The sequence below is a fragment of the Candidatus Lokiarchaeota archaeon genome (genome assembly GCA_014730275.1).
Taxonomy (GTDB): Archaea; Asgardarchaeota; Thorarchaeia; order Thorarchaeales; family Thorarchaeaceae; genus WJIL01.
In genome coordinates this window covers 34810-48579 of sequence record WJIL01000038.1, presented here as the reverse complement: position 1 = coordinate 48579, position 13770 = coordinate 34810, and the positions used below count along the sequence as shown (strand labels likewise).

At 45.2% G+C, this 13770-nt stretch carries 14 protein-coding genes; 5 read left to right on the top strand and 9 right to left on the bottom strand.

Going from position 1 to position 13770, the window contains the following annotated elements:
- Together GF309_04960 and GF309_04955 are read right to left on the bottom strand one after the other, a co-directional pair.
- Positions 1–537, bottom strand: coding sequence for a hypothetical protein (locus GF309_04960; protein MBD3158119.1), 537 nt, complete (start codon positions 535–537; stop codon positions 1–3).
- Between the two features lie 24 nt (positions 538–561).
- Positions 562–1200, bottom strand: a complete 639-nt coding sequence (locus GF309_04955; GenBank protein MBD3158118.1) for a GTP-binding protein — start codon at positions 1198–1200, stop codon at positions 562–564.
- A gap of 226 nt (positions 1201–1426) precedes the next feature.
- Between GF309_04955 and GF309_04950 the strand changes: the two genes are divergently transcribed.
- Positions 1427–2125: a hypothetical protein gene (locus GF309_04950; protein MBD3158117.1), complete on the top strand. Its 699-nt coding sequence runs from the start codon at positions 1427–1429 to the stop codon at positions 2123–2125.
- 74 nt (positions 2126–2199) lie between these two features.
- On the opposite strand, the gene GF309_04945 is transcribed toward GF309_04950, so the two are convergent.
- The 3 genes from GF309_04945 to GF309_04935 all read right to left on the bottom strand — a co-directional run bounded on the left by GF309_04945 (position 2200) and on the right by GF309_04935 (position 6089).
- Entirely contained in the window at positions 2200–2805 is a 606-nt protein-coding gene (locus GF309_04945; protein MBD3158116.1) for a GTP-binding protein, read from the bottom strand.
- A gap of 109 nt (positions 2806–2914) precedes the next feature.
- Positions 2915–4576, bottom strand: a complete 1662-nt coding sequence (locus tag GF309_04940; protein ID MBD3158115.1) for a phenylalanine--tRNA ligase subunit beta — start codon at positions 4574–4576, stop codon at positions 2915–2917.
- A 7-nt stretch (positions 4577–4583) separates the two neighbouring features.
- A complete protein-coding gene (locus GF309_04935) occupies positions 4584–6089 on the bottom strand; it encodes a phenylalanine--tRNA ligase subunit alpha (protein ID MBD3158114.1) in 1506 nt (501 codons plus the stop codon).
- A gap of 313 nt (positions 6090–6402) precedes the next feature.
- Between GF309_04935 and prf1 the strand changes: the two genes are divergently transcribed.
- Positions 6403–7482, top strand: coding sequence for a peptide chain release factor 1 (prf1, locus tag GF309_04930; GenBank protein MBD3158113.1), 1080 nt, complete (start codon positions 6403–6405; stop codon positions 7480–7482).
- 10 nt (positions 7483–7492) lie between these two features.
- Here prf1 and GF309_04925 read toward each other — a convergent pair whose 3' ends face one another.
- Positions 7493–7903 carry a hypothetical protein gene (locus GF309_04925; protein ID MBD3158112.1) on the bottom strand — a complete coding sequence of 137 codons (411 nt, stop codon included), beginning with the start codon at positions 7901–7903 and terminating at the stop codon, positions 7493–7495.
- Between the two features lie 98 nt (positions 7904–8001).
- Here GF309_04925 and GF309_04920 point away from each other — a divergent pair, with 98 nt between their 5' ends.
- The 3 genes from GF309_04920 (at position 8002) to GF309_04910 (ending at position 9734) form a co-directional block, all read left to right on the top strand.
- Positions 8002–8427 (top strand): hypothetical protein, encoded by a 426-nt coding sequence (locus GF309_04920; protein MBD3158111.1) that lies wholly within the window; start codon positions 8002–8004, stop codon positions 8425–8427.
- 111 nt (positions 8428–8538) lie between these two features.
- Positions 8539–8928, top strand: coding sequence for a hypothetical protein (locus tag GF309_04915; protein MBD3158110.1), 390 nt, complete (start codon positions 8539–8541; stop codon positions 8926–8928).
- A 125-nt stretch (positions 8929–9053) separates the two neighbouring features.
- Complete coding sequence (locus tag GF309_04910; protein MBD3158109.1) at positions 9054–9734, top strand: hypothetical protein; 681 nt, start codon at positions 9054–9056, stop codon at positions 9732–9734.
- A 54-nt stretch (positions 9735–9788) separates the two neighbouring features.
- On the opposite strand, the gene GF309_04905 is transcribed toward GF309_04910, so the two are convergent.
- The 3 genes from GF309_04905 to GF309_04895 form a co-directional block, all read right to left on the bottom strand.
- Entirely contained in the window at positions 9789–10859 is a 1071-nt protein-coding gene (locus GF309_04905) for an inositol-3-phosphate synthase (protein MBD3158108.1), read from the bottom strand.
- Positions 10860–11194: 335 nt separating this feature from the next.
- Complete coding sequence (locus GF309_04900; protein MBD3158107.1) at positions 11195–12364, bottom strand: hypothetical protein; 1170 nt, start codon at positions 12362–12364, stop codon at positions 11195–11197.
- Entirely contained in the window at positions 12361–13767 is a 1407-nt protein-coding gene (locus tag GF309_04895; protein MBD3158106.1) for an FAD-binding protein, read from the bottom strand. The genes GF309_04900 and GF309_04895 overlap by 4 nt, the downstream gene beginning before the upstream one ends.
- Between the last annotated feature and the right edge of the window lie 3 nt (positions 13768–13770).

Here is a 13770-nt window from a genome sequence, read left to right as displayed (position 1 = left end):
TCACACGTGTCGGAATTCCACAGCAACAATCGACAGGATTACTATCGCGACTATGAATGCAATAATTGGGGGCATCCAGTTGAGAAATATACCGAAGTATTCAAGGATGACAGCGGGTTCAAGTGCTATAATTAACAGATGGGCTTGTGTGAGGAAGAATCCATAAATCGCAAATATCGGATATAAAACGGGCCCTCCTGAAATGACGAGTATAATGATTAATACTGCAAGCTTGCTCTTGGTGGGGTCCAATAATGGAATGGGAATTGTCTCCTCATCCGAGAACTTGAAGTAGTACGTTGGCAAGAATGTGGGCATTCGTATGCGAATCAATTCTAGAATCTGGATTCCAAGCTGAATTGACAATAGACTGAAGGTATGTATCAACATGTACCCCAAGAGCAAGGTGTTCAAGAAGGGCAGATTCTCAGTAAAAAGCTGTAAACTCTCTATGACTCCTACAAGGACAAAGAAATTCAACATGAACAGAGCGAAATGACCTAGTGTTCCCTCGAGTACTTTCTTGCTACTTACCATTTGAACCACCTTCTGTTGGAGTCCTTACATTCCTGTCTTTCGAGCGTCTTGCACCATACTGCCTAGCTTACCCATCTGGGCCTGCTTTTCAATGGATCGGGATACAAGATTGTTGAACATCTTAGTGATATTTTCGCCCGTCTTCGCAGATGTCTCGAAGTGCTCGACATCAAGCCAGTCTCGTACCATTTCACCTGCTTCCCGAGGTACTAATCTGTCATTCCTGTCGATCTTATTCGCTACAACTGTCACGACTGCATTAGGACAGACTGTCGTAAAGCGATAAAACCATTCTCCAACGTTCAAGAACGTTTGTGGCCGTGTCACATCATAGACAATAATCGCCATACTCGCCCCAGCCATGTATCGCCGTCGAAGCTCGTTGTACGTGGGCTGCCCAGCTAGGTCCCACAAGACAACTCTGGCATTGACCGTTCTATTATCTGGAGTCTTTGCTTCAACAGTCTTTAAAGCAAAAGTCGTGCCTATTGTCATGATGTATTTCTCGCTGAAAGAATCTTCCGTATACCTCTTGATACAGCTGGTCTTGCCGACTGCACCGTCTCCGAGTGCAACAGCTTTGAACATGTGACTCGCGGGTTCGGTATTCACTTTCGATGCTCCTTCTACTTGACTCCGTCTGTGGTTCGTTTCCAGAATCATTTAACGATTCGGGAATGGAATTGGCTATTTTTCTTTCAAGTGCGTGCTTCTTACCTCTCACGGAGGGATAGCTACTGTTCGAGCTTGTAAAATGGAGTAATACATATAGGCATATTGTGGATTAATCCACCCCTAAGAGCTAGCTGAGTAGAAGAATCAGTCCATGAGCCAAATCTTTTTCTTTAAGAATTTGGACCATGAAACTGCAATACGCGGAGGCTACACCATGGCAGAAGAATTCCTGAATCGTTTGAGCGAAATTGAAGACCGCATAGATTCCCTTGGAGAGACTCTCAAGCGCATGGTCACGATTATGGAGTCTGTAACGGAAATCCGATCAGAGGTACGACAAGCTCGAGACAAAATCTTGGAGAAAATGGAAGAGCAAGCTGGTGCAACCGGTGGGGAACCCTCCACACTGAGTCAGGAACAGATTCAAGGCATTGTTAATGATGCAATGCAACAGGTTGAGAAGTCAGTTGAAAACTCACTCTCAGAGCTTGAACAGTCTGTAGGTAGCTCGATTGCTGGCCTTGAAGAACAGCTTCTAGCCAAAATCGAACAACCTCCCGCTCAAGCTGCAACTCCAGCAGCTCCTGCACAGCAAAAACCTGAGCCTCAGAAGCCTAGCCCGGCGGGGACTTCATCGCTTTCTCCTGATAGAGGCATGAAGATTGCACAAGAGCTTGAAACTATCCTTGACTCTTTGAAGATGGGTTGTATTGCTGGTGACGTTCTTGAAGTGATGGAAGAAACAAAGAGCAATATCCAGAAGATTGTACCCTCAGACCCGATTCTTGTCACTATAGACAAATGGGCTGGCATTGTCAAGACCTACTCGAAACGTCATGAGCTTAAGGCGAGAGATGTCCTGAAAATCAAACGGGACCTGAGAGACGAAATAGACCGCTACCATCCCGCATAAGTGCAGCAACCTGAGACTTCCAGCAGAAACAGGTAGTTGCTAGATTGATTGTTGCAGTTTGGTGCGAAGCTGAATCACATCTGCGGCTCTTTACCGGTTCGCGTTCTATCAACTAGTATCTTGGCAATTCTTCGGAACGCGCTATCAACTGCTTCTCCTGTCTTTGCCGATGTTTCATAGTAGTCTGCTTGGAACCAGTCCCGTAGCATTATCCCAGGTTCGACTGGGACCATTCTCTCTTCCTTCAGATCGATTTTGTTTGCACAGATTATCACGGGTGAATTGGGACAGATATCACGGAATGACTCGAACCAGTTGTTCATCGCCATGAAGGTCTCCGGCCTTGTCACATCGTAAACGATGATACCGCCAGCGGCCCCTTTCATGTATTGGCGTCTCAATTCTCTGTATGTCGATTGCCCACCCATGTCCCAGACCACGAGACGTACTTCTGTTTTTTCACCTGCTTCGTTCTCAACCGCTACGTCTTTCGCTGCGAAGGTGGTTCCTAGTGTTTGCTTGTATTCGGAGTCAAATGTGTTCTCAGTATATCTCCGTAGAAGCGAAGTCTTGCCTACTGCAGCTTCTCCCAGTAATACAAGTCGGTATTTGTACTCTCCAAGGTCATTTTCGCCCTTGGAATCATTTTCTGTTTTGGAGGAGCTTTGATTAGGAGCCATTCAGGAGACTCACCTTAGAAGTCATTCTGATATTGAATTCGTTCCTAACATTTCTTATAATTCTTGTGAGGCTGTTCTGCAAAAATTCTGACCCACTATCATACATGGATTACCACTGACCGCTTCTAGGCAAACGCAGCTCGAATGCCATAACAGGGGTGCCAATTCTAAATGCTTCTAGAGCTTCTGGATGAATCTCACCGAAAATACCTATTTCTTCTCCATCTACTACTATATTGCCAGCTCTTCCATTGATGAACGTGCTATCCTCAACGGTTTTGAATTCGAATCTGTTGGCCAGACCCAGATTTCTGAGCAGGAACCCCAAATGATTCAGCAATTTCGTAAGATCAATTTGGGTATCTGTATGCATTCCACATACTTCAGGGGGTTGTTCGGTTCTTGTTTCTTTTTCCGCATCAGGAATGACCACGTCACCTACTTCGAATATTCGCTGAGGGTAATCAGCATGCTGATTCTTGGAGACAAAATCGAGAAGGATTGGTAGCAATGAGTTTCTGAGACAAGAGTAATCCTTGCTCTTAGGATTTCCAGTTTTCACAAGCTTTCCATCTCTGAGAGCCTTCTCATTCAGGACCTCTGGAGAACTCATCACATAGCTCATGATTTCTTGATACCCCATTCCAATCATGAGGTCTCTAACTCGGTTCTTGAGTTTGCGTATTGGGAGTAGCTTCCCAACCGTCATGGTTTCTGGCATGGTGGGCACAATCCTATCGAATCCATAGCCGATTGCTACGTCTTCAATAAGATCAACCTCGTGAAGAATATCTGTTCTATATGCGGGAGCTAGAACATCTACGCCGTCTTCTACAGCAGTTGCGCTGTATCCCATCCGATTAAGGGACGAAACGATTTCCTTGTTGTTCAGATCTAGCCCAGTGAGTGTAATCACGTCTTCTCTGCTTAGCGTCATCTCCTGTGGTTCTAGGTCCGGAGTGGTTATGATTTTGCCATCTGGATACTCCACTTCAACCGACTTTATTTCTCCTCTTCGTTCTGCTAGAGCAGTTACCATTATGTTTAGTGCTTGGTCTACTGTTGGTTTGTGGGTTCCTGTTACTTCAACAAAGACGTTGGTAGTCGCGTCAGTTATTCGGCCTAAATCATTACTGTTGATAATAGGGGGAAGACTGAGGGTTTTTCCTTCAGCATCAACTAGAAGCGGCCATTTTTCAGAATCAGAGATGATGGGGCCATATTCAATTCCTTTTTCATGCTCTTGGACGATTGTCGGTCCGTTCATCTTGTTTGTAAGACCTAGAGGAACGAATTCGATTTCCTCTGGTTTCTGCAGCTTATAGGTGACCGGGAACTCGATGTCATCATAGACATACAAGCCAATGCTTGCCTTTTTCCTGTTCCGTCCATGTGTTGCTGTAAGATTCTCCTGAAGATGCATGTAGTCTTTCACTAGGGTGTTATCAATTTCAAGATCCGTCACGATGCCGCATGCAATGAATTGCCGTATTGGTTCAAGTCCTGGTTCCACAGCGATTTTCTTACCAGAGGCTTGTACTGGAAACTCTCTCAGACCTGGTGATATTCCTACAAAAGACTTCACAGCTCTCGCGATGCCTTCTGGCGATAACATGTCTTGCCTGTCTGGGTTGACTTCGATTTCCATTTCTTCGCTATCGAAAGACTCAACTTCAGCTTTTAACAAAAACAGGATTTCCTCAAGCTCCTCAGCTGTCATATCCTTCCCAATAAGTTCCTTGAGGGCCTTGAATCTGCATTCTACAATCATTTCTATCCTACCTCACATAGACGTTTCTTCTTAACCATTCCAAGTCCCTGGAGTAGAGCTGACGGATGTCTGAAATTCCCATGGCTGCCATATAGAGCCTGCCAGATCCAATACCCCATGCGAGAACTGGCTCCTCAATTCCAAGCGGTCTTGTGACTTCTGGTCTGAATATCCCACCGGGTGCAACTTCAATCCATCCAAGCTCCTCGTGTTTGGCGAAACCCTCTATACTTGGTTCTGTGAATGGGAATTGCCCAGGTTTGAATTTCACTTTCTCGATCCCTACACGATGGCATATCTCTTCAATGAAGCCCATCAAATCTCGAAGGGTCAATCCTTCATCCATTATTATTCCATCACACTGATTGAATTCTTGGGCGTGTTTTGCACTCAGTTTCTCAGCTCGGAAATTCCGGTCTACAATGAACATCTTTTGAGGTGGTTCTCGATGTTCCCAAAGATACCGCATTGAAACGGGTGTTGTATGGGATCGCAAACAAAGACGGGTTGAAACTTCACGACTGAATAGTGAGTCCCACCCCTCAGAACCAGTAACACCTTTACCTTCATGCTCGGATTTTACTGCTTTGAAATACTCTTCATCAAGAATATCTCCATGATCGTATGGCTCCGTAATCCTGAACTGATCCTGCACTTCCCGTGCAACATGATCCTGCGGAACGAACAAGGCATCGTTGTTCCAAAATTCGGTCTCAACATACGGTCCAAACCATTCGGTGAAGCCAAGCCCTAGGAATATTTCTCTGAGCCATTCATTGAACTCTCGATAGGGGTGCTTCTTCCCGTAACTGGCGAAGGCAGATTCTGTTTCGATGTTGAAGGGTTTGAATGGTCTTTCCTTCCATGTCCCCTCAGCTAGCATCTTCGGTGTCAGTAATGATATACCCCTGGCCTGTTTGGATATTGCTTCTTCTGCCTCATTCCGTTTACTACTGGGGATTTTTCCGATGAATTTCTTCGTGATGTGCTCTTCAACCAATGTTCTCTGAATTGCTTGCTGAAGAATATCTTGGGAGTCTTCATCAATCGGTTGCTTACTCGAAACATTCTCGAGAAGATCCCTCATTGGGCTGCTAGGACTTTCCTCCAATGAAATGAACAGATTTTCACCGTCTTCTTTGGTGATTTCAAGCCATCCGTTTCTTTTGGCCCAGCTTATGCTAATCCCTTTAGTTCGTTCTTCCAAGTCAGCTTTCTGGAGGGCGGCATCAAACTCAGCCTTCCCTCCCAGATCGTTCACTGCTTTTGTCAGCCTGACTTCCGGCAATCCCGTTTTCTGGTATTCTTTTCCTTCCTCTGTGAGAGCGTAATCGACTTCCTCTACAATATTGAATTCAACAAGACCCCGTTCCGATAATGAGCTAAGCAATGATGTTATCCTTTCCTCATCGCCGTGTACTTCGTCCTTCAATTCACTAACAGACATGGGTCCTTTCTGGTCGAGGAGCTTTTCTAGCACCTCACGCTCTCCTTCAGTAAGCTGTGGATTCATCTACTTCAAAGACTCCATTTTGGGGTGAAGGTACTGAGAGTCGGAGAACAGCATATATGCTGAAAACAAAGTATTTCCTAGTGACCCGTAAATTGGTGTGGCCACATCCGCCTTCACCTGTATTGAAATTTGAGGGAGGCTCTTCCTTTTTAACCTGTCGCCAAAGGTATTTCTCCCATTTTGCCCGTACAGCTGCACCGGTTACACAAACTTCAAATATCCTCTGAAGAGTCGACGCTCAAGAGTAGCTTACGGCTCCTATTTCTGTATAGTTACGCTGAGCACTCGGAACTATGACAGGTGTTTGCTTACGATGGATCCACAACGAATCAAGCTCAAACGGAAGGTTGAGCAGTTAAAACAACTGAAAGGTAGGCACAGCTCCTTCACGACCTTGTATATTCCGCCCGAGAAAAGCTTAGTCGACGTAATAAACTTCGTAAAGTCGGAACTTGCAGGAGCAGAGAATATCAAGAGCAAAACAAACAGAAAGCGCGTAATTGACAATCTTACAGCTATCTTGAATGAGCTGTCCGTGATAGGTGAGATTCCAGATAATGGCATGGCTTTCTTTTTTGGCATTAAGAGAGAAGGCGGTACCGAGGAGGAAATTCGTGAAATCGTTGTTCCACCTGCACCTATTTCAAAATTTGATTACATCTGTGGACGCGAGTTTGTTTTGGACGAGCTGGAGGAAATAACCAAACCAAAGAGCCTAGTTGTTATTGTTCTTATTGAAGGTGGAAAAGTTGCAGTCGGATATTTGCGGGGAAACCATATTGAGCTTGTCAGGGAAGAAGACTATTACATCATAGGAAAAACCCGAGCTGGTGGTCAAAGCGCAAAGCGATATCAGCGTATTCGAGAAGAGAAGATGATGGAGTTCTTCAAGCATGTAGGTGAACTTCTCAACAACATGCTGCTTGATGAACTCGAAAATGTTGATGCCATAATTGTAGGGGGCAACACTATTCGAGCTCAGGAGTTCCTAGAGAAGTCTGAACTTGATTATCGACTGAGAGAGAAAGTAGTTGACAATATCATCTCCGTTGGATTGATTGATGAGACTGGCTTGCAGCAAGCAGTGAAAGAGGCTTCCAGAGTTCTACATGAGACTGAAATCTATGCTGCACGCAAAGCTTGGGATGGTTTTATGGAAGATTTGATGAAAAGCCGTCCTACAGCCACCTATGGGGAAGAAGAAGTGCTTCGTGCTCTGCGAAATGGCCGGGTGGAAACGATGATGGTGCTGGAAGACAAAACAGATCTCATCGATAATGTGGTGGATGAGGTAGACAACTACGGAACAGAATTGATGATTTTCTCACCCGAAAGCGAGGCGGGAGCGCAGTTAGAATCATTCGGCGGCGTTGCCGCAAGGTTGCGATGGTAGCCTGATTGGGCTAGCTTGGCGGACTTGGGGTCTCGTCTATATTCTCTATACTCCTAACCCAAGAGTCAATTTCTTTTGATACATTTTCTACATGGTCTTCAAGAGTAGCTCTGTACTTCGCAAGATGGGTAGATGGAATTTGGTGGTGTTTGTCGCGGTAGCTTTCGCTTCTTCTGGAAAGAGCTCTACCACTCTTTCGGAGGAATGCTTTGGCTTTATTATCCTTCAAAATACGTCGAGCATTTCTGCTGCTGTTGTAAAGGCTTTGCAGCATCTCGACCTTTTCTTCTAGTCGTATAACATCAGCTACCAGTTCTTTTGTCTTTTCTTTGGTTTCTGGATCTCGAGCGGTGTAGTACACCTCTTTTAGTACTCGCTTAACCTCCCGAATATCTGTGCCAAATCCAAATAGTTCCTGCATAGGCTATTCCTAAACAGGAGAGCTTCATTTATATTTGGGTGGGAGTACAAAAGCAGGAGCTTACTTCATGCTCTCTTACGTAAAGGGATGGACAAATCATGGCAGAAGAAGGCGATTACGAAGGTGCAACCGCTGGACGCGTGCTAGTTTTCGATGATTCAGAGAAAGTGACCTTTCCTGATTCTTTCAAGGCCACGATGGGTACTGACCGAGGCCTTATGGTACTGGTCCACAAGGACCGCCTTGTCAAGATATTTCCAATCGATACGGCAGATGTTACATTCCTGAGCTTGGAAATTGGTAAATTGACAAATGACTTCCTGACAGAATTATCTCAAATTTTCAAGAAAGCAGGATTGGTTGATTTGTTGTTCTCAACTGGGGTTTGCCTTCGTGGTACCCGTTGTTTCTATGAATGCTACTTCTCGCCAGCTCAGCTATCTGAAGAAATGGATTCTTTTCGGGCCACGCTTGAGCAGCTTGATGGCGTGAAGAGGGTTGTCATGAAGAATGTCCCCACATAGTACTTTTTGTCGGGAATTCCACTTCATCACCCTTCAATTTCGTAGTGTCATAAGTCTTAAGTAAGACATTATGCGCTATCGCGTGAGAACACATCAGGTTCAGGTGAAACAATGACGCAGAAGGCGGAAATTGAATGCAACAAATGTGGACATGAATTTGAGGCAGAAGTCATTGACCATGTAGACCTTTCTGAAGACAAGAACCTGATTAGATCCATTCGCAGCGGTGAAGCAAACCACGTCACCTGTCCTCGCTGTGGTGCTGAAATGGATTTGGACCGAAGTATTGTAATTAACTTCGAACCGCAGAATCGCATTGTTGTGTTCGATAAGAACGCAGGACAGCCTGATTCCCGTGCGGCCTTGATGGCCAGCTACAATAATGTAATCGAATATAACGAAACATTAGGAGAAGTGGGGAAAGAAGTGGATTTCCGTATTGTTTCGGATTTGGACGAGCTCCGAAAATTGCTTAATGCATATCTTGAGCTCTTTGGTTAACAACATTGTTATTCTGAGAGTTCTTATCTCAACGAATGGTTCTTGTACCGAATGGCCAGTAGTACGAAAACCTATCCGCCGTAACCAGTTTCACTAGACTCATAGTTTGCGGAGAAGACCAGTCCATGCAAAATACTACCGAATTCATCATCGATCTTATCCTTAGAGGGCATCTAGGGCTCTTTGTGGCTGCTTTGTTACTCAATCTTTCCCCAGTAGCCCCCTCAAATATGGTCGTAGCTGGTATGGCTTCTTTCCTTCTTCCTTGGATTGATTGGATTTCAATCGGCTTCATTGTGGCCCTTGCAGCAACAGCCTCAAAATCCATACACTATTGGCTTGTACGCAGCTCCAGAATTGTTCTTTCAGAGGAACGGCGTAGACAGTTGGATGCTGAAAAACAGCGTGTTGAGAAATGGGGTGCTTTTGCCCTTTTCTTTGCTGCCGCTTCACCGATGCCTGATGATCCGGTGATTGTATACGTAGGCTTTACTGAATATAGTGCCTTGAAATTCATAGTCAGCTATTTCGGTGGCAAAGTATTGGTTACTCTGGCCGGGGCCTACATTGGATATACAATTGGAGGTTTGTTCTCTTCACTTCCTATGGCTATTGCATCTGTCGGACTAACAATCATCATTACCTTGTATCTACTGTTTAGAGAACACCGTAAGGAAGAATCATCTATTCTAGATGATGTCCTTGAAGAACGGAAAAAGGCACCGGAAACATATTCCGAAGATTTCGAGAGTGTCCTCAAGGCAGATGATGAGCTGGCTGGCAAAAATAAGGAAGGTAAAGGCTAGATCCTTTCCAGCCAAGCTACCTTCTGTAATCCTATGATAGACTACTCCTCTTTGCTACCGCTTACGTTTACCTAACAGGAATTCTTCAACCCAACGCTCTGCTTTGTACATCTTGGTGGGTTTCGGAGGGAGCTTGAAGCCATATGCTGATATTGATTCCAGAGCTCCACCTATTTTTCGTTTAAGGGCAAGCTTTGTGCACCTGATTGCATCAAGTAGTATGGGTCCGGCGTTAGGACCATCGGTTACTTCCATTCGGATGTCAACCTTGATGGGTGCACCACCGAATTGTCTACCATGAATGTAAAAGTATGAATCTCTGCTGTTATCCATAAATGGAACGTAATCGCTTGATCCTGCTACTAGTGGGGCATCATATGGGAGATCTTGACCTACTGCCGAACTCTTTACTTTACGCTTTCTGAGCCTCCCCCGATAATGTGAATCTAGTGATTCTGCTCCGCCCCCAACATCCAGTTGGTAGCTTTCATCTACTTTGACCCCCCGAGCTACAAGCAGCTGTAGTATGTTTCTGTGTAGGATAGTAGAACCGAGTTGATCCTGAATGTCATCACCAACAAGCGGAATCTTCTCTGATTCAAACTTCTTGCTCCATTCCTCATCGGAAGCTATGGGAATTGGCGTTCCATTAATGAAGGCACAGCCAGCATCAAGAGATGCTTGAGCATAGAACTCGGTTGCTTTCTTAGCGGAACCCGGCAGTAGATTGATGACGATTTCCGCTCCTGAGTCCTTCAGCACTTGAACCACATCAGATTCTTTCTCATCAGATAGTGACACAAGCTTCTTCAGATTCTCATCTACACCGTCTAGAGGCTTTCCCATGTGAACCTTAACGTTGAGTTCTTCTACATCAGCGAATTGCATAACGTTGTTCGGTTCTGCAAGGATGGCCTCGGCCAGATTTTTTCCAACTTTGTTTTCTGTCACATCGAAAGCTGCAACAATTTCGATATCTGAAACATGATATCCCCCAAAGTCTGAATGAGGGAGTCCAATTAGTTCTTCATCGAAACCAGCATCTTTGTAATACTCTAGGCCTTGAATAAGGGCAGATGCACAGTTTCCGATTCCGACCAGAGCCACATTAATATGACTATCCATTCTTCTTGCTTCCTCCAGGCCGTCTTGAGATAAAACCATCTAGCCTTTCTTATAAAGTTTTATGACCATAGAATAGTAGGCAAACGCTTATGAAATCAAATGTACAAATATATCGCGGACATCGGTGATAGAGCATCAGCTCTACAAGCTAACAGAATGCCAAGCTTGATTGTGCAGGAAATGCCGAGAGGACCCTCGCTAACGAGGTTTCTTGCCCTTACCATTGTGTTCAAAGGAGCGGCCAATACCGCACAATATGGAGCCCACTTCATGATTACAAGGGGTGGACCTCAAAAAGCCCTAGAAATGGATGCTCGAACCGATGTCCACCTTTCTCATTCTACGCATTCAGCAAGCAAGCTGACAACGTCTTTTATGGGCATGTTTCTTCCGACGATTTTTGCCCCGGACTGTAGGTTATGCTCGCAGAATGGGCATGCGGTGGCAAGAATATTTGCCCCTGTATCGATAGCATCCTGCACTCTCTTGGATGCTATATTTTTGGCCAATTCTGAATTGTAAGAGCGAAGTCCCCCACCAGCCCCACAACACATTGCTGTATCACGATTTGTTTCCATTTCTACAAGGTTGACATTAGGGATAGCTTGAATGACTCGCCTCGGACTTTCATAAATGGATAGTTCACGTCCCATATGACAGGGATCGTGGTATGTGACTGTATTCTTTCCTGGCAACGCTTTGGGCTTCAATCTCCCCTCTTGAAGCAGATTATCCGCCAGTTCCAGAATATGCAATACTTCCGGCAGTTCAATATCAAATTTGTTTGGAAAGTCCTCTTTCAGCGTCTTGAGACAGCCAGCACATGAAACTACGATTTTTTTGGCGCCTGATTCTTTAATTGCATTTGACACCCTTTCTGCTGTTTCTGCTGCTGCTTCTGGTTTGCCTGTACGCAGGAGCACTGATCCACAACATGGTTCTTCTTGTAGTACGGCAAAGGGGAGGTCAGCAGCTTTGAGAATCTTCGCGGTATTCTTTGCAACTTCCGGTATCCGCATACCAGCAGTGCATCCCACGAAATAAAGAATTTCTCCATTTGTGGGAATATCAAAACCAAGTTCAGATATCCACTTTCTTTTCCGGCTATTATCCTCTTCATAGGGATTATTGTTCGAAAGAATCTTGTGGGCTATTTCTTCTCTAACTTGATTAGGAACCTCAGCCAATAGGCCACGAACAAGCTCAAGCGTATGAGCGGGCTCAAATTCAGCCGGACAGATTTGTGTGCAGTTTCCGCAGAGAGTGCAATCAAACAGGGATTCGCTATTCCTGGCTGTCTTTTCCAGCTCGCCATTAAGCAGCGCGAGTGCCACAATTATTTTGCCGCGCATAAAAGATGTTTCAAACCCAGTGGAGTTCTCGTATACGGGGCAAATACCGTCGAAGCCCCTCGCATCATATACCGCGTTTCTGCAAATGCCACATCTTCTACATTGATGTAACTCTTCCATGAGCTGCTCCATGCCCGACTCCATCGTTGTCACAACCCTCCCATTACTCCTGGGTGCATGATTCCATTCGGATCCAATACATCCTTTATGCCCTTCAGCACATTCATGTATTCTTTCATTTCATCAACTCCGTTAACCCAGTATGGAGCAAGCTTGAATGGAACAGCGCCGGTCTTGAACAATCTCTTAGATAAATCGACATGTGCCTCCCTTACTCGTCTTTCCTCCTCTTTGTCTTCTGGGAAATAGTAGAGATGCGGGTAGAAGTTATAGCTGCTATGACCTGTAGCAAAGCCCGCTGTATGCCCCAGCAGTGCATATTCATCCATCACATCCCAGATTGCCTCAATTGACTTGTGCCAGTTTGACGGGGTTTGATGGTGATATAGTATCCTCCAGTGCCATCCGTGGGCATAAGATGATCTTGCAAAGGTGCGCATACGATCGTCCCATTCACCACGGGGTAGTTCAGATATTCCAATAACTTCACCCTCCAGACCTCCGCAGATTTCAGCCGCTCGTTTGATATCGCTTTGGAGTTGATCTTCTCGTAGACGGCCTAATGTGATAGATACCGTAAATGGAGGCCAATCATGTTCAGGGATATGGTATTCTTCACCCAGCATGTCCATGAAGAAGCCAAGAATGCGACCTTCGTAAATGGATGCGAAAACAGCATTCACGTTATTCTCTTTCAATTCAATCAAGAATTTCTGAGCCTGTTCAGATTCCTGAAAACCGTATGTTTCATAATGGAATTCTTCCATACGTTTGAAAAGCTTGACAGAAACCTTGGTTATGATTCCAAGGCTTCCTAGTGAACCGATGAACAATCCTGTGAGATCCGGTCCAAATGCATACCTCAGGAATGGGCCTGGTGCATTTGGGTTAGCTTCTGATCCAGTTTGGATTATTCGACCATCAGGGAGGACAACCTCTAATCCTAGGACCATTTCTGCGATGCATCCATAAGCTGTTGAACCTGGTCCTGCTCCGTTAACAGCAACATTACCGGCAACGGTAGCAACTAAAGAGGATTCTGGATAAACGGGTAGCCAAAGACCACATACTTTGAGCAGCTTGTCAAGTTTACCGAATGTAACCCCAGCGCCAACAGTAGCAGACCTCAAATCTTCGTGAAGCTCAAAACTATCAAGTCGCATCAATTCGATAACTAGGGCTCCTTCCACAGGTATGACTTCGCCTTGGAGGCTGGAGCCGCCACAACGAGGGGTGACCTTGAGATTTACGTCATTGGCTATTTTCAGTATCTCCGAAACCTCTTCTGTTGAGCCAGGTCGCACTACTGCACTAGGTTTCACAGAATCGTAGCCTGTAGATGCCGAGGCAGAATAGCTCAGTAGAACGTCCTCTCTTGTAGAGACATATTCCGGCCCAACAATCTGAGATATCTTCTCAATAGTGCTTTCTTCCAATCA